The 19181-nt window shown below is 37.6% G+C and carries 25 protein-coding genes; 20 read left to right on the top strand and 5 right to left on the bottom strand.

What is annotated here, in order from left to right; genetic code table 11:
- Positions 1-48: 48 nt before the first annotated feature.
- The 4 genes from BFP75_RS22055 to BFP75_RS05380 all read right to left on the bottom strand — a co-directional run bounded on the left by BFP75_RS22055 (position 49) and on the right by BFP75_RS05380 (position 2559).
- Positions 49-645, bottom strand: coding sequence for a collagen-like protein (locus tag BFP75_RS22055; protein ID WP_206073492.1), 597 nt, complete (start codon positions 643-645; stop codon positions 49-51).
- An 83-nt stretch (positions 646-728) separates the two neighbouring features.
- Positions 729-1316, bottom strand: a complete 588-nt coding sequence (locus BFP75_RS05370; protein ID WP_099544045.1) for a collagen-like protein — start codon at positions 1314-1316, stop codon at positions 729-731.
- Positions 1317-1393: 77 nt separating this feature from the next.
- Complete coding sequence (locus BFP75_RS21740) at positions 1394-2008, bottom strand: collagen-like protein (RefSeq protein ID WP_240531704.1); 615 nt, start codon at positions 2006-2008, stop codon at positions 1394-1396.
- Positions 2009-2172: 164 nt separating this feature from the next.
- Positions 2173-2559 carry a hypothetical protein gene (locus tag BFP75_RS05380; RefSeq protein ID WP_099544049.1) on the bottom strand — a complete coding sequence of 129 codons (387 nt, stop codon included), beginning with the start codon at positions 2557-2559 and terminating at the stop codon, positions 2173-2175.
- A gap of 320 nt (positions 2560-2879) precedes the next feature.
- Here BFP75_RS05380 and BFP75_RS05385 point away from each other — a divergent pair, with 320 nt between their 5' ends.
- The 20 genes from BFP75_RS05385 (at position 2880) to BFP75_RS05480 (ending at position 18048) form a co-directional block, all read left to right on the top strand.
- Complete coding sequence (locus BFP75_RS05385; protein ID WP_099544235.1) at positions 2880-3620, top strand: LytR/AlgR family response regulator transcription factor; 741 nt, start codon at positions 2880-2882, stop codon at positions 3618-3620.
- Between the two features lie 5 nt (positions 3621-3625).
- The gene (locus tag BFP75_RS05390; protein WP_099544050.1) at positions 3626-5191 is read left to right on the top strand and encodes a histidine kinase; all 1566 of its coding nucleotides are present in this window, start codon (positions 3626-3628) and stop codon (positions 5189-5191) included.
- 12 nt (positions 5192-5203) lie between these two features.
- On the top strand, positions 5204-5905 hold the full coding sequence (locus tag BFP75_RS05395) for an SIMPL domain-containing protein (protein ID WP_099544051.1): 702 nt from the start codon (positions 5204-5206) through the stop codon (positions 5903-5905).
- 49 nt (positions 5906-5954) lie between these two features.
- The gene (locus BFP75_RS05400) at positions 5955-6278 is read left to right on the top strand and encodes a hypothetical protein (RefSeq protein WP_099544053.1); all 324 of its coding nucleotides are present in this window, start codon (positions 5955-5957) and stop codon (positions 6276-6278) included.
- A 71-nt stretch (positions 6279-6349) separates the two neighbouring features.
- Entirely contained in the window at positions 6350-6829 is a 480-nt protein-coding gene (locus tag BFP75_RS05405; protein WP_206073494.1) for a GNAT family N-acetyltransferase, read from the top strand.
- On the top strand, positions 6826-7923 hold the full coding sequence (locus BFP75_RS05410; protein WP_099544057.1) for a WG repeat-containing protein: 1098 nt from the start codon (positions 6826-6828) through the stop codon (positions 7921-7923). Before BFP75_RS05405 ends, BFP75_RS05410 begins: the two co-directional genes overlap by 4 nt.
- Positions 7920-8249 (top strand): hypothetical protein, encoded by a 330-nt coding sequence (locus BFP75_RS05415; RefSeq protein WP_099544059.1) that lies wholly within the window; start codon positions 7920-7922, stop codon positions 8247-8249. Before BFP75_RS05410 ends, BFP75_RS05415 begins: the two co-directional genes overlap by 4 nt.
- A 19-nt stretch (positions 8250-8268) precedes the next feature.
- Complete coding sequence (locus BFP75_RS22300) at positions 8269-10167, top strand: hypothetical protein (RefSeq protein WP_099544061.1); 1899 nt, start codon at positions 8269-8271, stop codon at positions 10165-10167.
- Positions 10168-10298: 131 nt separating this feature from the next.
- Positions 10299-10712, top strand: coding sequence for a hypothetical protein (locus tag BFP75_RS05425; RefSeq protein ID WP_099544063.1), 414 nt, complete (start codon positions 10299-10301; stop codon positions 10710-10712).
- A 214-nt stretch (positions 10713-10926) separates the two neighbouring features.
- Positions 10927-11355, top strand: a complete 429-nt coding sequence (locus tag BFP75_RS05430) for a MarR family winged helix-turn-helix transcriptional regulator (RefSeq protein WP_099544065.1) — start codon at positions 10927-10929, stop codon at positions 11353-11355.
- Positions 11356-11416: 61 nt separating this feature from the next.
- On the top strand, positions 11417-11920 hold the full coding sequence (locus tag BFP75_RS05435) for a DOMON domain-containing protein (protein ID WP_165776550.1): 504 nt from the start codon (positions 11417-11419) through the stop codon (positions 11918-11920).
- A gap of 72 nt (positions 11921-11992) precedes the next feature.
- Positions 11993-12421 (top strand): nuclear transport factor 2 family protein, encoded by a 429-nt coding sequence (locus BFP75_RS05440; protein ID WP_099544069.1) that lies wholly within the window; start codon positions 11993-11995, stop codon positions 12419-12421.
- A gap of 343 nt (positions 12422-12764) precedes the next feature.
- A complete protein-coding gene (locus BFP75_RS05445; protein ID WP_099544071.1) occupies positions 12765-13373 on the top strand; it encodes a recombinase family protein in 609 nt (202 codons plus the stop codon).
- Between the two features lie 6 nt (positions 13374-13379).
- Positions 13380-14894, top strand: a complete 1515-nt coding sequence (locus tag BFP75_RS05450; RefSeq protein ID WP_099544073.1) for an ATP-dependent nuclease — start codon at positions 13380-13382, stop codon at positions 14892-14894.
- Between the two features lie 3 nt (positions 14895-14897).
- Positions 14898-15098 carry a hypothetical protein gene (locus BFP75_RS05455; protein WP_099544075.1) on the top strand — a complete coding sequence of 67 codons (201 nt, stop codon included), beginning with the start codon at positions 14898-14900 and terminating at the stop codon, positions 15096-15098.
- Between the two features lie 9 nt (positions 15099-15107).
- Positions 15108-15683, top strand: a complete 576-nt coding sequence (locus BFP75_RS05460; protein WP_099544076.1) for a hypothetical protein — start codon at positions 15108-15110, stop codon at positions 15681-15683.
- Between the two features lie 23 nt (positions 15684-15706).
- Positions 15707-16174: a hypothetical protein gene (locus tag BFP75_RS05465; protein WP_099544078.1), complete on the top strand. Its 468-nt coding sequence runs from the start codon at positions 15707-15709 to the stop codon at positions 16172-16174.
- Positions 16175-16262: 88 nt separating this feature from the next.
- Complete coding sequence (locus tag BFP75_RS05470; RefSeq protein WP_099544080.1) at positions 16263-16574, top strand: hypothetical protein; 312 nt, start codon at positions 16263-16265, stop codon at positions 16572-16574.
- On the top strand, positions 16571-16876 hold the full coding sequence (locus tag BFP75_RS05475; RefSeq protein WP_099544082.1) for a type II toxin-antitoxin system RelE/ParE family toxin: 306 nt from the start codon (positions 16571-16573) through the stop codon (positions 16874-16876). Before BFP75_RS05470 ends, BFP75_RS05475 begins: the two co-directional genes overlap by 4 nt.
- Before the next feature lie 116 nt (positions 16877-16992).
- Complete coding sequence (locus tag BFP75_RS05480) at positions 16993-18048, top strand: DUF2911 domain-containing protein (RefSeq protein ID WP_099544084.1); 1056 nt, start codon at positions 16993-16995, stop codon at positions 18046-18048.
- Positions 18049-18150: 102 nt separating this feature from the next.
- Here the strand turns inward: BFP75_RS05480 and BFP75_RS05485 are convergent, their stop codons facing one another.
- Positions 18151-19002, bottom strand: a complete 852-nt coding sequence (locus BFP75_RS05485; RefSeq protein WP_099544086.1) for a MurR/RpiR family transcriptional regulator — start codon at positions 19000-19002, stop codon at positions 18151-18153.
- Between the last annotated feature and the right edge of the window lie 179 nt (positions 19003-19181).

Raw genomic sequence — 19181 nt, forward strand, 5'->3', positions numbered from 1 at the left:
AAAGGGGCCCACCTCTAAAAACAATTAGAGCACGTGAGCGCCTTTGTTTTATAGATTAAAGTAGTCCACGACCTCTTCATAGGTCATTTTAGTAAAATCCACGTTTGTACCGTTTTTTCCAGTTGTGTTGCCAGGGTTGGGAATGATAACATAGCGGTAATCATCGATTAGACCGCCGTTTTCATCGAGATCCATGAATTCAGTTATAGAGGACACAATAATCGTCAGCTCACCCAATCTTTGTTGAAAGCGAAAATCGAAGTTATTGTTAATGAGCGTTGGTAGTCGCTCCACAATTTGACTGCCTAAAGCGTCTTCAAGTCTACCGAAAACTAAGACTAAACCAGTATCCATTATCTGCTGGGTGATCTCAGGGGCTGTAATGACAAAACTGGCGGAAAAATCAGTTCCAAAATTTTCTTTAAGCTCCGTATTAATCCATTCTGAAACAAAATAACCTTCAGGCCCTGGCTCGCCTTGTTCTCCTTCGGGTCCTTCAGGCCCTGGGGCACCTACCACTCCTTGTCCCCCTGCAGGACCTTCAGGTCCGATAGGGCCATCTTCAACACTGCAACCCACCAGTAGTATCAAAAACAGCGACATGCATAATATGATGTAATAATCTAGATTTATATATCTTTTCATAAGTACGTTTATTTTATATTATTACCCTTTATATTTCCTTTTTTGTTTCCAGCTGAAAAGAGAAAATCGAGTACTTCCTTTTATCATTTTAAATAGGCCATAAGCTCATCATAGCTCATCTTCGTAAAATCCACGCTCTCGCTATTTTTTCCAGTAGCACTACTACCGGGGTTAGGTATGATAACATAGCGATAATCGTCTATGATTCGGGCATTTTCAGCAATTGGGTCAGTTTCTATGACTGAGGAAACAAGAATATTTAGCTCGCCAACTCTTTGTTGAAACCGAAAGCTATAGTAGTTATTGATAAGTGCAGGTAAGCTTTCCACAATTTGATTCTCAAAAGCATCTGTACGTCTACCGAACACTAAGACCAAACCGGATTCCATTATTTTTGCTGTAATCTCAGGGGCGTCTATAAAAAAGCCTGCATTGGTGGCCGCTGGATAATCTTCTTCAAACTCCGTTGGAATCCAACTGGAGGAAAAGTATTCCACGGGTCCAGGTTCGCCCTCCGCCCCTTGTGGTCCTTCGGGTCCGGCAACTCCTTGCTCACCTTGAGGACCTGCAGGGCCAACGGGACCTTGATCACCGTCTTTGGAGCAGGAAAATAACAAAGCGGCAATACATACTGTTATAACAATCGTTTTGAAAAAATTCATTTGTTTCATGATAAAATAATTTTAATTAAGGATTAAGTTTACTTGTTGGGAACTTGTTTTTTTTATAGCCAAATGGCATGAGGCCATCAATCTTTGATGTCAAAGAGTGCCGCAATTTCTTCATAGCTCATTTTGGTATAGTCCTCAGTAGCTGACTTTCCAGAATTGGATTGCCCACCCGGAATGAGGACGTAGCGGAAATCGTCAAAAAAGTCAAAGTCCGATACCCCGGCATAACTCGATACATCGATCCATAAAGAAGCAAAGGTGCCCCCTACCGTTAATCTTACCGAATATTCTTCCCAAATGGTAGCTGTGGTAAATGTGTGGGGTAATTGATAAATATCGTTTAAAAGGGCATTTATAGGACGACGCCCATATACCAACAGAACATCGGCATTAGGGGTAAACTCAGCAGCGTTTATACTTTCGAGTAACATGGAATCAGATTCTGAGGATTCAAAATCCTCCGGTATCCAATCGGAGTAGATGACATTGGCCGTGCCGGGTTCACCTTGGTCGCCTTGACTGCCATCTGCTCCATCTTGTCCATCTGCTCCTGCGGGGCCTACAACACCTTGTTCGCCTTGTGGGCCTGCAGGGCCAACTGGGCCTTGCTCACCGTCTTTGGAGCAGGAAAATAACAAAGCGGCAATACATACTGTTGTAACAATTGTTTTTGAAAAATTCATTCGTTTCATGATAAAATAATTTTAATTAGGAATTAAGTTTACTTTTTGGGAACTTGTTTTTTATAGAAGATGATTATATTTTATTTTTGAACACCGCTCACCTCAAGTTTGTTTGGACCAAAACTATTTGATAAAACCCTGCTGCTTTGTTCAATTCCGACCAATAGTAGCATCTAATTTGTTGATGATATGTTTATCTTTATGAATGGCCAAAATGTTGTTAATGAGGTGGTTTGTGCAATCCGATAAAAGGGAACCAAAAAAACGGATTCATTACCACTATTAATTCGACCATATGTCAGAACCAGATCGGTAAAGGCATCAAATTCTTCTATTGAAATCTCATCTAAAAATTGAGAATGGAAACTTCCAACATTACTTAAATTTTCATCAATCCATTCAGAATAAATTACATTGGCAGTGCCGTCTTCACCAGGATCTCCTTGTTCCCCTTGTGGACCCATGGGTCCTTCATTCCCATCTTTGGAGCATGACAACACCATTATTGTCACAATTAGAATCAAGCCAAGTTGTCGTACTATTTTTGTTGTTAAAATCATTGCTTACAGTTAATAGGTTGTTGAGTAGAAAATTGTTGTTTGTTTATCTGATTTTTATTTTGAACAACGCTCACCTCAAGTTTGTTTGGATCAAAACTATTTGATAAACCCCTACTTTTTTGTCCAATTCCGACCAATGGTAGTATCTATTTTGCCAATGATATGTTTATCTTTATGAGTGGTCAACTTGCTGTTATTTAGGTGGGTTGTGTAATCCGTACAGCTATACGGCCATTCATACAATAGTTACTGCAATTGGTCATATTAGTGGTAATTAGACGCAACCTAGGCCGTAATTTGAGATGAAACTGAACCAAAACATGATTCGAGCCATTATAATAGACGACGAACTGGCGGCCGTAAACAATTTGAACTGGGAGCTGCAAAAGTTTTCTAACGACATCAAAGTCGTTGAAACGTTCACGTCGCCTGTTGAGGCCATATCCGGCATCAACTATCTAAAGCCCGACTGTGTTTTTTTGGATATCGAAATGCCCGAAATGAACGGTTTTGCGCTGCTTAAAAAATTGGACTTCCGCAATTTTGCCGTAATCATCACCACCGCCTATAACCAATATGCCATTCAGGCCATTAAGGAAAATGCGTTGGATTATCTTTTAAAGCCCATTGATGGCGATGAGATCAAGGAAATCATTCAAAAGCTCAAAAATCATAGTAGCCCACAGCAGTTGCAGCAACAGTTTCAAGAAACCATAAAGGCCCTATCTACAGTGAACACCGTAAAAATGATTCAGATTCCCGTGAATGGAAAGATTGTGTTTATCAAAGTGGATGAAATCATTTATTGCCAGTCCGATGGTAACTATACCCGTATATTTCTGGATTCGGGGAAAAACAAGTACGTTTCTAAAAAGTTGAAGGAAGTGGAGGAACTGCTTCCGGAAAGTCTTTTCTTCAGAATACATAATTCGTATATCATCAACACTCTCAAAGTAATGGAATACTTCAAGGGAGACGGGTATGTAGTGTTGAGCAATGAGGAGAAAATTCCCGTATCCCGGATCAAGAAAGATGCCTTTCTGGAAAAGATGTCATTTTAAGCAGCATGGAAGGCAAATCGCATATTTTGGAGTTCTTGGAGAACAGCAGTCAAAATGGTCTCGGTTTTTTTGTTGTGGCCGTACTGTTTTATCTTTTTGTATTTTTTCTGATTCAGTATTTTCAACATCAAAAACGTTTTTATTTGTGGTACAGTCTATATGCCTTGGTCAATGGGGTAAGCCTTATGCGCCATGTCAAAGGCGTATTCTTCTCTGATTTTTTTCAATCTTCTGAAGGGCTTCGATTTTCCATAGATTTTCACTATCCCGCTCAATATCTAGGTACTTTTTTATTTACCTATTTCGTAGTGGAGATTATGCGGCTACGCGAGAATTTTCCAAGGGCTCTCAAAATCATAGATTACTATTATGGGGCGAGTGCGGCTCTTTACCTGATGTTATCAACGCTGTTCATTTTTGACCAACAAAACATGATGATACGCTATTATCATGCTTTTGTTCACATTCCTTTGGGATACGTGGTATTTTTTTGGACCCTTTATATGGTTTCTAAAAAGCGTATGATAATCAAGCCTTACATTCTTTCCGGGATGCTGGTTTTGGGTATTTCCTATCTATTACTCTTTCTGACCACCATCAAAGGGGTTACCGTTGATGATAATTACCTGTATATTTTTTATATCGGTATTCTGGTTGAAAGCCTCTTGTTTGCCCTTGCCATTGGTCTGGAGCAAAAAATGGTTTATATAGAAAATGTTGCCATTCAAAAAAAATTGGTATCCCAACTCGAGGAAAACCAGATTATAAAGAATGGTATCAATCGTGCGCTTTCTGAGAAGTTGGAGCTCACCAAGACCAACGTTCTAGAACTTTCGGAAGAGGCACAACGAGAGCGTACCGAAAAGTTGACCCTAAAATTTGAAAATAAGTTTTCACAATTGCGCTTGGATGCCTTGCGTAGCCAAATGAATCCCCATTTTATTTTCAATGCGCTTAATTCCATAAAAAGTTACCTCATAGAGAACGACCAAGAAAATGCAATTTACTACTTAGGCAGGTTCTCTAAACTTATTCGAAGTCTTTTAGAGAATTCAAGGAAAGAGGAAATTTCTTTGGCCGAGGAGCTTGATACATTAGAAGTGTACATGGAAATTGAAAGTGATCGCTTTAAAAATAATATAGATGTCACCATTGACGTCGACGAATCTTTGGACATAAGTGAAGTAAAGGTTCCGGTCATGTTTTTACAGCCTTTTGTTGAAAACGCCATTTGGCACGGATTGACCACAAAAAGAGGCAAAAAAGAGTTGAGTATTCTGGTCAACAAGTCGGAAGACTATCTTAACAGCATCATTATACGTATTAAGGACAATGGTATTGGCAGACAGGCCACATTGAAAAGAAATGCCCAAAACCCCCTAAAAAAGCAATCTTTAGGCCTAAAACTCATTGCGGATCGTTTGGAACTTTTTTCTAAAAAAAGCAATAGAAAGTATTCCTTCCAAATCAAAGATTTGGTCGATACCAACGGCAAGCCCGTGGGTACGGTTGTCAGTATTATAATCCCTATCACGAGCTTTGCTGTACTACAGAACACTAATAAAGACTAAAAATTAAAACAGATGAAAATAAATTGGTTACATGTATTGATGGTTTCCCTTTCAATTGCAATTGCAGGATATTTTATGGGTAATATGCATAAGACAGCCAAGCAATATGACCGTTTTGTCCAGGTCAAAGGCTTGTCTGAAAGAGAGGTGAATGCTGATTTAGCGGTTTGGCCCATAAATATTACCTTAACAGCAAATGATTTGATGTCGCTAAAAAATGATATAGAAAACCAAAACAAGGAACTCTATAATTTTTTTCTAGCACAGGGCTTTAAAAAAGTGGACCTAACCCAAGGAAGCACTACCATTAAAGACACTTGGTCAGATATATATGCCCCTAAGAATACTCAGTTCAGATATTTGGCAAAGTCAGAGTTTACAGTAAGGACCAAGAATATTGGTCAGCTACAGAAAGCACTTTCCGAATCTACCGAACTTATGACCAAAGGTATTTTAATTAGCTCTAAAAATGACTGGAGGCCCATTGAATATATTTTTGATGGTCTGAACGATATCAAGCCTTCCATGATAGAGGAGGCCACAAAGAACGCCCGAGAGGTCGCTGACAAGTTTGCCCTTGACTCAGAAGCCAAAGTAGGTAAAATACGAGTGGCCAAGCAAGGACTTTTTACGATAAGCGATAGAGATGAGAACACCCCACAGATAAAAGTGGTGAGGGTGGTCTCCACAATCGACTTTCAGTTGAAGGACTAGCTATCATAACAAAGGAGTTTTTGAACCCAAGAACATTTTACAGATACTAATGACGGATTTGCGTATACATTTTCGAGAATCAGAATGGGAATATCCTAAAAAAGGCGTTGCCCAAAAAGTCTATTCCTATGGTAACAGACAACTACGTTTGGTACGATTTGAAGATTGTTTTAGAGGGGAAGATTGGTGTCAAAAAGGTCATATAGGGTATGTTTTGGATGGTGAAATGGTTATAGACTTTGAGGATAGACTTGAGCACTATAAAAAGGGCGACGGAGTATGGATAGAGGAAGGTTCAGGTAGAAGCCACTCCGTTTTTATTGAAAAGAACAAGTTCGTTGAGCTAATTCTTTTTGAAGCTAAAAGCAAATGAAGGTCATTAGGAAATCAAAGAGAATGTGGCCTAGAATTGAAAAATAGTACAGAACTATGATAAAGTTAAGAATGGCAACAATAACCGACCTTGATTTGTTAACCCATTGGGATACAAAACAACACGTTATGGACTGTGATCCTAATGACGATGATTGGAGTTGGGAAATAGAACTTAACAGGAATCCTGAGTGGAGGGAACAGTTGATTGCGGAGGTAAATGGTAAGCCTGTTGGAGTGGTACAGATTATCGACCCCTATAAAGAAGAAACACGGTATTGGGGAACGGTAGGACAAAATAAAAGAGCGATAGATATTTGGATTGGTGAAGATGAAGACCTAAACAGGGGATATGGTACCCAAATGATGAAGTTGGCTATAGCAAGATGTTATGAAAACCGAATGGTAAATGGGGTTCTTGTAGATCCACTTAAAAGTAATAGAAAGGCACATAGGTTCTACGAAAGACTTGGGTTTGAATTTATTGGTGAACGCAAATTTGACGATAGTATTTGTTGCGTGTACGAACTAAAAAGAAAATCTAAGACATGATTAAAATATCCCTGTCGTCTCTTATGCTGCTGCTAGGAATTTTAGCCTATCCTCAGGATGAAGAAACATGGATGGCATTCAAGAATGAAAATTCACAGTTGATAGGTTTTCAGGATTCAAAGGGTCAAATTAAAATTGAGCCGAGATTCATGGGGTTAACAAGTGCCATAAAATTTGAAGATATCATTGCCGTAATGGAAGAAAACGAGCGTGGTTATGAGACCTACTATTTGACCAAAACAGGAAAAAAAGTTGGGAAGGACAGTCTATTCATCTATGATAATAGTGCTGATTGTGAGAGTGAAGGCTTTATACGGTTTAGGGATAAGAAAACGGATAAGGTCGGACTATTCAATAAGGATGGTCATATAGTTGTTCCTGCGGCATATGATTGGCTTTCAAGGGCGCAGAATGGATTCGTTTGGGGTCTGATGGGGGCAGAAAAGAAGTGTTTGGACAGCCATACTGAAATGGGTTGTGAGCACTATAGTTGGGAAGGCGGGGAGGAATTTCTAATGACAACGGAAAACAAGATTACTATAGTTGGTTTTAAGCATAGCAGAAGACTTGATATGTATTCTATGGCCATTGAAGATGAACCAACCGTGGCCACCACAAAAAAAAGCTTTAAGGGACTGAATGGCAAATACTACACCTTTCTTGATTTTGAGAAACACTTTGATGACTGGATGAAGAATAAATTAATTCCGCAGCTCAGGGTCAGGAGGGCACCTTACTTTATGTGCGATAGCATTACCTCATGGAGCAGGTCAAGCGGTTGGGTAACGGAACCTAGGAAGGAGTTTGGTTCCAAGCATTTTAAAAAACTGAAAAATCGCTTACTTCAAATAACAAAAAAAGGTACGGATTACTTCATAACCATAAACGGTCTGAATCCTTTTATCTATGATTTAACCAGCTTTGAGAAGTATTTTACAAATTGTGGAGAAGCTCGAATTGAAAGGTATCCAGTATTGACCCTGGTCATTAACGATAGTCCCGATGGTGGAAAGGGACAGGATCATTTTGATTTTTTAAAAACGGGAAATGGGTATCGTTTGATAGGTATTTCCCTTCAAAATGCCACGGAATGAACCTAAAGGTCAAACGCTTGATACTGCTTGCCAACCTTTTGGGCTTGCTCTTTCTATCTCGGACAGAGTTTGGACCTAACTGTTGGCGGTTATTGACGAGTAACGACTATGACATACCCATTGAAAGCTCAATGTTTCAATTTAAGGTTACCCAGATGAACACGGGGAGCGGTGAATATTGGCTTTACGGTGAAGACAATGAGAATTATTATACGATGATGGAAAAAGGGGATAATGCGCCATATAGGGCCATATCCAAAAGTGTGGCATCCAATATTCAAGGTTTTGAAGCCTTGGACTATACCACATGGAATTTAACCGAATAATAATTTCAAATCAAAAGTTATGAAATCAAATGTCAGATTAGTATTTGTTTCATTTTTTTTCTCATTTAGTCTTTTACAAACCAGATGTTCATCAGATAGGATTGAACCTATAGACTCTGAAAACCCAGCAGCCGAAGGAGATCAACCCCTAGCTCTAGAAGAACCCATTGATGATGTTGAAGAAGTCGGACTAGGGATAGCGGACATATCAGTTGTCGATTTTAATTTGCCCCCACAAGATGCGGATGGCTTCACCATCTTGACGCCTAATGAAAACAGTCGATTGGTTTATGTGCACGCCAGTGAAGGTAATGATGACACTGGCCAGGTTTATGAATCCGGTGATGCGGTTATTGGCGATGATCCAACAAACCCAAATGGTGAAGTGGCAGCCTTTGCCAGTGTAGCGGAGGCCTTTGCTCAAATGAGGGACGGAGAACCCGATTGGATGCTCTTGGCCTCTGGGGAGCATTGGGAAGAATCGCTTGATTTGAATAGAGGACGGTCTGCATCGGAAAGAGCTGTGATTACGGCCTATGGTGAAGGTGGGCGACCACAACTAAGGACAGGTACGAATAGGGGCATAAGATCCGGACAGCCAAGATTTGTCATAGTATCGGGGATAAATTTCTGGGCGCATTCGCGTGATGACGAAAGTGAATTTTTTAGTTCTTTCGCTGGAGAAATCGATACCAAGAGCTTTAGGATATTTACGTTTGCGAATGAGGCGGCAAAAATAGAGGATGTACTCATCGAAGACTGTGTGTTTAGATCTTATGTAACCGCCGAAATATTGGGTTCGACCGCACCGGACTTTCCTATGGAACGTGTGGCATTTAGAAGAAATATTTTTTCTAGAAACTATTCTTCAGGTATTGGGATTGTCCATTCACAAGGCATTTATCATGATGGGGCCGATGATAACGGCCAAGCTGTACTATTGTTGGAGGAAAATACCTTTGACCATAATGGATGGAGAATACAAGCAGCGTCCGGTCTTGATAATAATCCAGCAGAGGGTCAAGCAACAGGATTTAATCACAACATATATTTTTCGTCCGCAAAAAATGTAGTGGTTCAGGGTAATTTCTTTTTAAGAGGTTCTTCAGCAGGAAATAAATGGAGGTCGGATACCGAGGGGAACTCACACAATGTGTTGATCAACAATAATTTGTTCTTTGATAATGAAGTTTCCCTTAGCATTGGGGGAAATGCCAGTGATAGCTATAGGTTTCAAAATTTTGAAGTCATCAATAATGTAATCACGGACATGGGGCTATCAAGACCTACGAATAGAGAATTGGGTTGGGGCATTGATTTTAATGATGTATTAAATGGTATTGTCGATAACAACATCATCACTCGACAGGAAAACCCAGAAGTTACCACGGTTTATGCGATGGCTGTTTATGCTACGGCGGGATCTGAAGCAAGTGCACTGCAAATCAATAATAATATTGTACACAATATTAGTGCAAATCCTGCCACGACCCCAAATTGGGGCTCAGGCATGGTAAGAATGGGCGGTGATTTAATTGACGTTCAATTTGAGGATAATCAATTTTATTTTAACCGAGAGCGGTCCGGTACGCTTATAACCTATTTCTCGACGGATGTTAATTTTGGTGGCAATCAATATTTCAGTGTTTTAGAGGACGATAGATGGTTTGCCTTTAATGACGCATTTATGAGTCTTGAAGCATGGCAAAATGAGGTGGAAATGGGTGCTGCACTGCTAGATGTTTCCCAATGGCCAAACCCTGATCGAAATATTGATAGCTATAGTAGCGCTATTGGTCTAGGTTCGACCAATGAGGATTTCATTGATGCACTGTACCAACAGTCAAGAAATAACTGGGACTCCCGCTTATCGGCACCAGTTGTAAATGCTTGGATACGGGCAGGTTTCGGCAAATAATTATCGTATTTGATTTAGCTACTTTCACATCAGTCATTACTACTGTTCTAACATCTGACAACAAGAATGGTCATAGTTTTAAGGGTGTAATCTTATTTATGTTTAGAAACAATTAAAACAACTTATTAGGAATGAAAAAGCGAATAGAGGCTGGAATGATTCTGATAGCCTTATTTTCTTGCCAATACCATAACCAATTGAGTTCGGACAATGCCTTAACCAAAAGGATTGAAACTGAGTTTAAAACCGAATCGGAGGTAATTGATTTGACCCAATTGAATAGTTTCGAATGGAACGAATTGTTAATTCTTGGTCCATATTGTGTTATTGAACATATTGAAAAAGATTTGGACTTGGATTTGGACAATATTAGAGGAAATAGAATTGAATATAGTGATGATATCAACCTTTTGATTTTTCTAAATAATGGGAATTCGGTTAAAATCTCGGAGATTTCAAGAGGAATCGGGGATTTTACGGATTTGCAACGGATTATAGAAAGGGATAGGGGGCAAATTCGTAAAAACAGCACTTGGCCAGAATAAATTGGTGAAGTAAAGCACAGTTCGTATCCAATAGTTTTAGTCAACAATGTTGCTATTTTATAAAAAATATTTCATTGCTTTTTCACAAAGGATTTGTTGTAAATCAAATCTTACTGTCGAGAAATTCTACTGGTAAACCATTAAGGTAAAAATGCATTGGTTATATTTTTGATGTCAATAGTTGATATATCAATAAAATTTGTATATTTGACTAATGCAACGTATAGAAGATGTTATATTATTTCAGATAGACTGGACGAGTAAAGTTTCAAAGCAATACTCCCAAAGCGAATTTGACAGGTTAGGCCTCGGCATTACTGTGGAGCAATGGATTATATTGAAAATTGTTTCTGAGACTGCCACAATATCCCAAAGGGAATTGGCAAACAAATCCCATCGAGATCCAGCTTCCATTACCCGTACACTGGATATTCTTGAAAAGAAAGGATTACTTATAAGGCAGGCTATTCCAGATAATAGGAGGACCTATAATATTGATTTAACAAAAGAAGGGGAAAAGTTCATTAAAGCCAATATGGAATTGATAAATACACATAGAGCCAATAGCATTAAAGGTCTATCCAAAAAGGAGATAGGTTCGCTAAGCGAGATACTAAAAAAAATAAGAAAGAATATGAGTTGATATTTTTTTATGCATATAATTGATATATCAATAATTGATGAACTATGATAAGTATAATTCTATGAAGAAACTAGTTTTTATTTGGTTATTATCCATTACTTCAGAACAGTGTAGGGCACAAGACATTCCAAAGAAGGTAGTTTCCAAAAATAGAATGGAAGTGAGATGGTATTTTGAAAAAGACATAGTTCATTTTGAAATGACCGCACCAACTAAAGGTTGGGTGGCTATTGGATTCAATACGCATTCGGGTACTCAAGGAACTTATCTATTAATGGGAAATGTTATCAAAGGACAAGCTCAAGTTGTTGAATACTACACTTTAGCTCCGGGTAATTATAAAACTGTAGAATCATTAAGTGGAGTTCCACAGCTGAAAAATATTTCAGGTATTGAAATAAATAATAGCACAATGCTTCAATTTTCATTGCCGAAAGACTTCACGAGTACCTATCAAAGAAAACTATCTGAGAACATTGAATATACTATGTTGATGGCATATAGCCAGCAGGATGATTTCCAACACCATTCTATCATGAGAACTTCAATAAATGTCAAACTCTAATTATAGGCCAATGAAATAAAGTAAACATAGTTATTCCACAATCTAAAAGACGTAAACAATAAAACAAAAAATATGAAAAAAAACAATCTAATACTACTAGTATTTACACTATTGATAATTACAAGTTGTACTGCTCAAAACGATGATAAATCACAAATTCAAGAAGTTTTAACGAAGTTTTGCAAAGCTGGAGATGAGAATGATACCAAGGAATTGGCCACCTGTTTGGATGATAATTACAGAATTGTGATGAATCGTTTATTTGGTAGTACCGAGGTCAGTATTATGGACAAAGCCGTTTATCTAGATAAAATAAAAGCTAAGGAATTCGGCGGGGATTCAAGGACATTGACCATAGAAAATATTATCCTAAATGGAACAACCGCAAGTGCTAAAGTAGTGCTTAAAGGAACAAAATCGTCTTTTATATCCTTGATTACTCTGGTCCAGGATGCACAGGGGTATTGGAAACTTATAGGTGATATGCCCATAGTGCAGTAGATAAGACTGCTTCTGTTAATTTTGAGAAGATAGGTCCGTGATGATAACTCCATGGGCCTTTTTTGACTAAGTTTTGAACATTTCAGATTTCTAGATTTCATGATAGCACTACAGTAAATTAGTAACTATAAATTTGTGATTTTTATATTAAACCTTATACGGTACCGTACACGGTTTCTCTAAAATCAAACATGTAGAATTGGGTGTAAATAGGAAAAATCAGTTCATTTAATCTACCGTTTTATTAAACTTATGAACTTATCCGTGTTCACTAATTCTAAAAAGTTTATTTCATCGTACTAATTAATTAGTTTAATTTTTAACATTTAATTAAACTATTTCTATGGTTTTTGGATACGCAAGGGTTAGCACTGCAGTGCAGAGTCTCGATTTACAATTGGATGCTCTTCTCAAAGAGGGAATAACCCGTAAGAATATTTATACCGACAAGGTATCCAGTACCAAAGAAGAACGAAATAGTTTGAACAAGTTGCTCAACTATGTTCGTGAGGGTGATACCATTGTGGTCTGGAAACTTGACCGCTTGGCCCGAAGTCTTATTCACTTCACCAAGTTGATGCAAGAGCTGGACGAAAAAGGGGTTAAGTTTCGAAGTATTACCGAATCTTTTATCGACACTACCAAAAAGTCCTCCCAATCGGAATTCATCATCAACATTTTTGCCGCTCTCGCTCAACTGGAACGAGATATTATTATAGAACGAACAAAAGCTGGTTTGGAATCTGCAAGACGCCGTGGGAAGGTTTTGGGAGCGCCAAAAGGAATTAGTAAGAAAAATCAACAGAAAGCTGTACTTTGCGAAGAGTACTTCAAAGAAGGAAAATTGACGGTGTCAGAAATTTGTGAACGATTGGCTATTTCTAGAGCTACTTATTATAAGTATCTCAGATTTAGAGGGCTAAATAACAGTTTAAGACCATATTCAAAATAATTTGCATTGATAGAAAGTTTAAAATTACAGAGCGGGCTCAGCATAGACCTCAAACCGACTAATTTATTTATCGGACCTAATAATTCAGGCAAAAGTACCCTTCTCCTGGAAATACAAAACTTAATTACAACTGAATCTTTACTGAAGTCTTACACTCCCAATAGTCTTAAACTTAGCGAGGTTAGAGACTTTATTGAAAAGAGAGGCAAAAAGATACCCGCTCCAAGCGGCGGTTCATGGAATTACAAAACATGGGATGAATCAAAAAGTCTTATTGAGAGTAACTTTGATTTTATATCCAAACGCTTACATCGAAATAAATGGATTGATTCTACAACCATTTTAGACGGAAAGGCTCGATTGAGCATTATTGAGGATATGAATTATCAAGGAGTGGCCCCAAAAAATCCACTCAATGTGTTTGAAGTTTTGAGACATGATGATTCTTTACGTTCTAAGCTTCAATCCTATCTACAAAAGGTAATGCCAGAAAAATATTTTGCTCTTTGGAATCCTAATCTAAACAAGCTCTGTGCCTACTTATGTGATAGTGAGCCCAAAAATGATATTGAATACTATGATTCAATTAAAGCACATGATTTTTTTGAAAAAGACGCGGCCCCACTATTATCATACAGCGATGGCATTAAAGCTTACATTGGAATATTAATTAATTTAATCGCTAGTGGTAAAAGATATTTTCTTATTGATGAACCAGAAGCCTTTTTGCATCCGAATCTTTGTTTTCAATTAGGCAAAACTGTGAGTCAAATAGCAAGAGAAAATAATTATCTATGTTTTTGCGCCACACATTCTCCATTTTTTTTGAAGGGTTGTCTATCTCAATCGCCAAATAACGTGACTGTCACAAGACTTGGATATGAGAGTGGAGTTGGAAAAGCTAAAACTATAAAGCCTAAAGATATAAAGGCTATTATCCATGACCCTTTGTTAAATAACATTGGGGTGATTGAGGGTTTATTTCATTCTCGTGTTGTTATGACTGAAGGTGATTCTGACCGTGCATTCTATACTGAAATCAACAACCGGATGCTGGCTGAAACAGAGGATGGAATTAGGGATTGCATATTTATAAATGCTCAGAACAAGCAAACCATAGCTAAGGTAGTTTCATTATTCAGAAATATTGAGATTCCGTGCGCGGCAATATCTGATATTGATACTTTTAAGGAGGGAGGTACAAATTTTACCAATATTTTAAAAGCCTTGTCGATTAAAGGAGGCACAGCGGAAGCACTATCCATACTACGAAGTAGAACAAACGAAAACTTAAAGGTTGCTGCCAGAGGAGAATCAACTGATGAGAGGTCATTTGAAACTATCGAAAAAAGATTAACAGAATTCAAAAACAAAGGTAAATCCCCCTCCCTTTTTCTGGCAGCTCTACAGAAGTTGAATAGACCACCCGACTATAAGAGATTGGGTGGAGTTACGTTGTTGGAAGGCCAAGATTTTGATGATGCCTTGAATCTAATCGGACAACTTGCAAATAATGGATAGTTTGTGATTCCTGATGGCGAAGTCGAAAAATGGTTATTAAACTTGGATGCAGGAATTTCAAAAAATGGTTGGTTGCTAAGGATTTTCGATAAAATGGGATCAGACCCTAAATCAAAAGGATATGTAAAACCACCATCAACACTTGATGATGTGTGGTTGTTTATTGCGAAAATAAATCAATGGTTTCTAGAAAAGGTTAATTAATAGATTAAATTGGATAAAAAGCAGAAGGAACTTTTATTGAAGGAATTTCCCATTTTACTTGAAAAATTTAAATTGGAAAGTGATCGGGGCGTGGTCCTGGTTGTTACAGCAATGGTTGAAAATGAGTTGAAAGCACAATTGACTAAAAGACTCCTTGCTAAAGCAGAAGCACAAGATGAATTACTTTCTAATTCTGCAACATCTCCAATTTCTACCTTTAGTTCAAAGATCAATTTAGCATTTCGAATAGGACTAATTACTAATCCTGAAAGGACGGTTTTTCATCAGCTTAGAAAAATAAGAAATCGCTGTGCTCACGAAATTGATTCTCAACACTTTGGACAAAATCATTTTAAAGATCATATGAGGAACATTATAAATGCCCATCCTGATATTTGGGATATTATGAGCAAGAGATTAGTTCCATCTCAAATTGCAAAAGAGTATGAAGATGTTGAGCATTATTTAAACGAGTTAGGGTGGCGTGTTGCATTTGAAGCTTTCTTTGGTTTAATCATAGCACATAAACGCATCTCAAAACACAGGATTTTGCCAATAATAGCTCTTAGTAAAATACATAATTAAATAATCAAAAGTTCAATAAAACGATGAGTATAGCAAAACAAAAATTCAAACTTCCTAGGAAAAAGAAGAAGTTCTTGAAAAAGGGAATATGGTTATACCCAGCGGATGAAAATGGGGATTCACTTTCCGCTAAGCCGGCTATATACGAAAAGGACTATCTGGCTTTTAAAGAAGGAAGTCTTAGGAATCTATTGAACAGAAGCAAAAAGAAGACCAAAGAATTTCGCAAGAACTTGGATAAGGAGGTTTTTGTTTCTGATGAAATGTTGCTGACCTTTGTAAATGAAATTTTTTCTGATCGCTATGAACAGGATTCCTATAAAAGTTTGATTCGTGCAAAAAATAGTAAAAAAGCTGTAGTGGCATATTTTAATTTCTTGAACGCGTTTGAAATCTACAAGAATGGGAATGACTCCTACGCAAACATTTGTTGCATGTCAGTTGACTTGGCCATTGACCTACTGAGCTCAAAAAAGAAAAGTAAGTTGTAATATTATTATCGAACCCAGCTTTAAAATAGTGATAAATTCTAATATTTTAAGTATATTGGTCTAATTATATAATATAATTTATATCTAAATGTTAGACATTGTATACAAATATCAAGGTTTACTTGAAAATATTGATAGCTATATTGATGATAGTAAATTCAAAAAGGAGTATCTGATAGAACGACTTGGCGTTTCTCGTGCAACATTTTACAACAAAGTCAAGAAGAAAAATTTCACAGTTGACGAAATGGTTATCCTAAGCAACATTCTTTTTCCTGAAGAAGCTAAGGCTTTCGAAATTAAGGAGGCTCTAAGGGCAAGTCGGGAGGACAGTAAGAATGGAAGAATAAGAGATCATAAGGATGTTATGGGTGATGTACGTAAAAAATTGCGTGCATGAAGGTGATTTGGACTAGAAAAGCTGACAATTCATTCAACGGAATTGTAGACTACCTATTGGATATTTGGAACATGGAGATAGCGACTAGTTTTGTCGATACCGTTGATCATACTATCGAGCTTATTGTTAAAAACCCTGAGATGTTCAAGGTCTCCGAATATGATCAAATAAGTAGAGCGGCATTTATTACGAAGCATACTACAATGTTCTATAGAATATTGGATAATACAATAGAAATTGAATACTTCTGGGGGAATTTCGATAATCCGGAGAAAATAAATGAATTGCTAAAGTTTAAATAATGGATTATCAATCATATCGATTTTATGCTGTTTTCATTATGGGAGCGGTTTTGAAAGCATAAAATCAAAATTTTGGGAGTATCGCTCCTAAGAATCTTTTACCTTACACTAAAAAAATGAAACATATAGCTCTTAAGTTGTTAATTGCTTTAGTGATATTTTCTTCAGAAATACTAAGTGCACAACATTTTAATATCCACAATCCTATCATCCTCCCTGATAAGAGTCAACAATCCATGATAACACAACGTATCGGATATACGGACATCACTATACGTTATCATAGTCCAGGTTCTAGGGGAAGGGTGGTTTGGGGAGAATTAATTCCCTACGGTAAGGTTTGGCGAGCGGGAGCCAATGAGAATACCGTATTTACAATTACCAATGATGTAGAAATTAATGGGCAGAAGTTGCCCGCAGGTAGTTATGGCCTTCACCTTTTACCTGAAGAGAACCAATGGACATTTATTTTTTCAAAGAATCACACCTCATGGGGAAGCTATTTTTACGAGGAGGAAGAAGATGCATTGCGCATAACAGTTCCAGTTCAAAACAACTTGGATGAAAGAGAGTGGTTAAGTTATGATTTCAAGAAGAGAGAGCGTGATACGGCTTCGGTAGTCCTGAGCTGGGCTAGTAAAAAAGTGGAATTCAACATAAGTTTGAATGTTGATGAAATTGCCCTTGAAAACATTCGAAAACAACTTCGCTCAGATGCATATTGGGAATGGTTCAGCTGGTGCCAGGCTGCAGATTATTGTGCTGAATACAAAATAAACACGAAAGAGGCGCTTGAGTGGATTGATAAGTCCATTGAACTCCAGGAAAATTTCTCCAACTGGGATGTAAAAGCAAAGTTATTGAAACAATCAGGTAATCCAAAAGCTGCTGAAGCGGCGATACAACGAGCCATTGAAGTTGGCAGTGATATCTATCTGGAACGTTATGGGCGTAGACTTTTAAGGGAAGAAGACTTTGAAGGTGCAGCATATGTTTTTGGAAAGGCCATAAAGAAAAATGAAACTTACTGGAGGGCGCATTTTAATCAAGGAAATGCATTTAAAGCGCTGAAAAAAAACAAGGATGCCAAAAAATCTTATGAACTCGCCCTCAAATATGCCCCGATAGACAGGAAAGACCTAATGACCAAAAGCATAGAATCCCTAAAATAGTTTGATTATTACTTAAGAAGGCTACATAATCATAATGCTATAGCGAAAATTGGATATCAAAATTGGTCAAAACAATAAATCGTAGAGGTAACTTTTAAGTGGTTATATTTTGTACACGTTATCTTTTTCTGACATCGTTCTAAAAAATTTGAACCGCGAAACCGTCTCGGGCTTAAGAATATTGGCAATGCTATAAAAAATAGCGTTTACAATACAATACGCCCCTACCATACTGCCAAAGTAAAAACTATTTGAACTGTTAATGGTAATATGGTAGTCGCTATATTCAATTAAAGGAGATAAATCACTGTCCACTATTGAAATAGTTGTTGATTTTTTCTCCATTTTGGCAAGTTTAAGCGCCTTAATAGTCTGGTTTTGGCATTTGTCGAGGCAAATTGCCAAGACAACATCGCCTTTGGAGAAATGGGCCATGTTCAAGAATAGTTCGCCGTGGTATTCAGTGCTGGCATGTATTTGGGGAACTGCCGATCTGCATATCCGCTCCATATAATTGGCTACCAAGCCAATATGGCCCAACCCGATAATGTAAGTCTGTTTTGAGGCGATTATTGCGTTGGCTATTTTTTCAATCACCTCAAAATTAATAGTATCGTAAGTTTTCTGGAGCATCATTATGTCTCCCAGTATCGCATCTTGGGCAACCTTTTGTGGGTTAGAGTGAGCGCGTACCTCTTTGATCATTCCACTAAAAACTGAATCTACCCTAGTTAGCTGTACCTCATCCTTTAAAAGCTCCTTCAATTCATAAAAACCATTTAGGCCTATAGCCTTGCAAGCTTTTACTATGGTTGCTGGATTAACGCCCAGCTTATCTCCCAGCTCCTCCATTCGCATCAATACAACCTTATCTGGATAATCCAAAGCGTATTGGATAACCAACCTTCTCTTTTTTGAAAGTTTGGATAAGTCAATACGGTTTATTGTTTTCATAGGCTATGAGGACAAAAATATACAAAATACATTACCAAGAACTGTGTTATATAATAATTATTAATATTGCTTTTTTTTAAATTACCACATTAATATTGCATTTATTATATTTTTTCTTAAATTGTGTTAAATCCCATCTTATCATACCTAATACCACTTCAGAAGTTTTGAGGTTCCTA

Origin of the sequence: Maribacter sp. 4G9, from assembly GCF_002742265.1 — a bacterium.
Lineage (GTDB): Bacteria > Bacteroidota > Bacteroidia > Flavobacteriales > Flavobacteriaceae > Maribacter.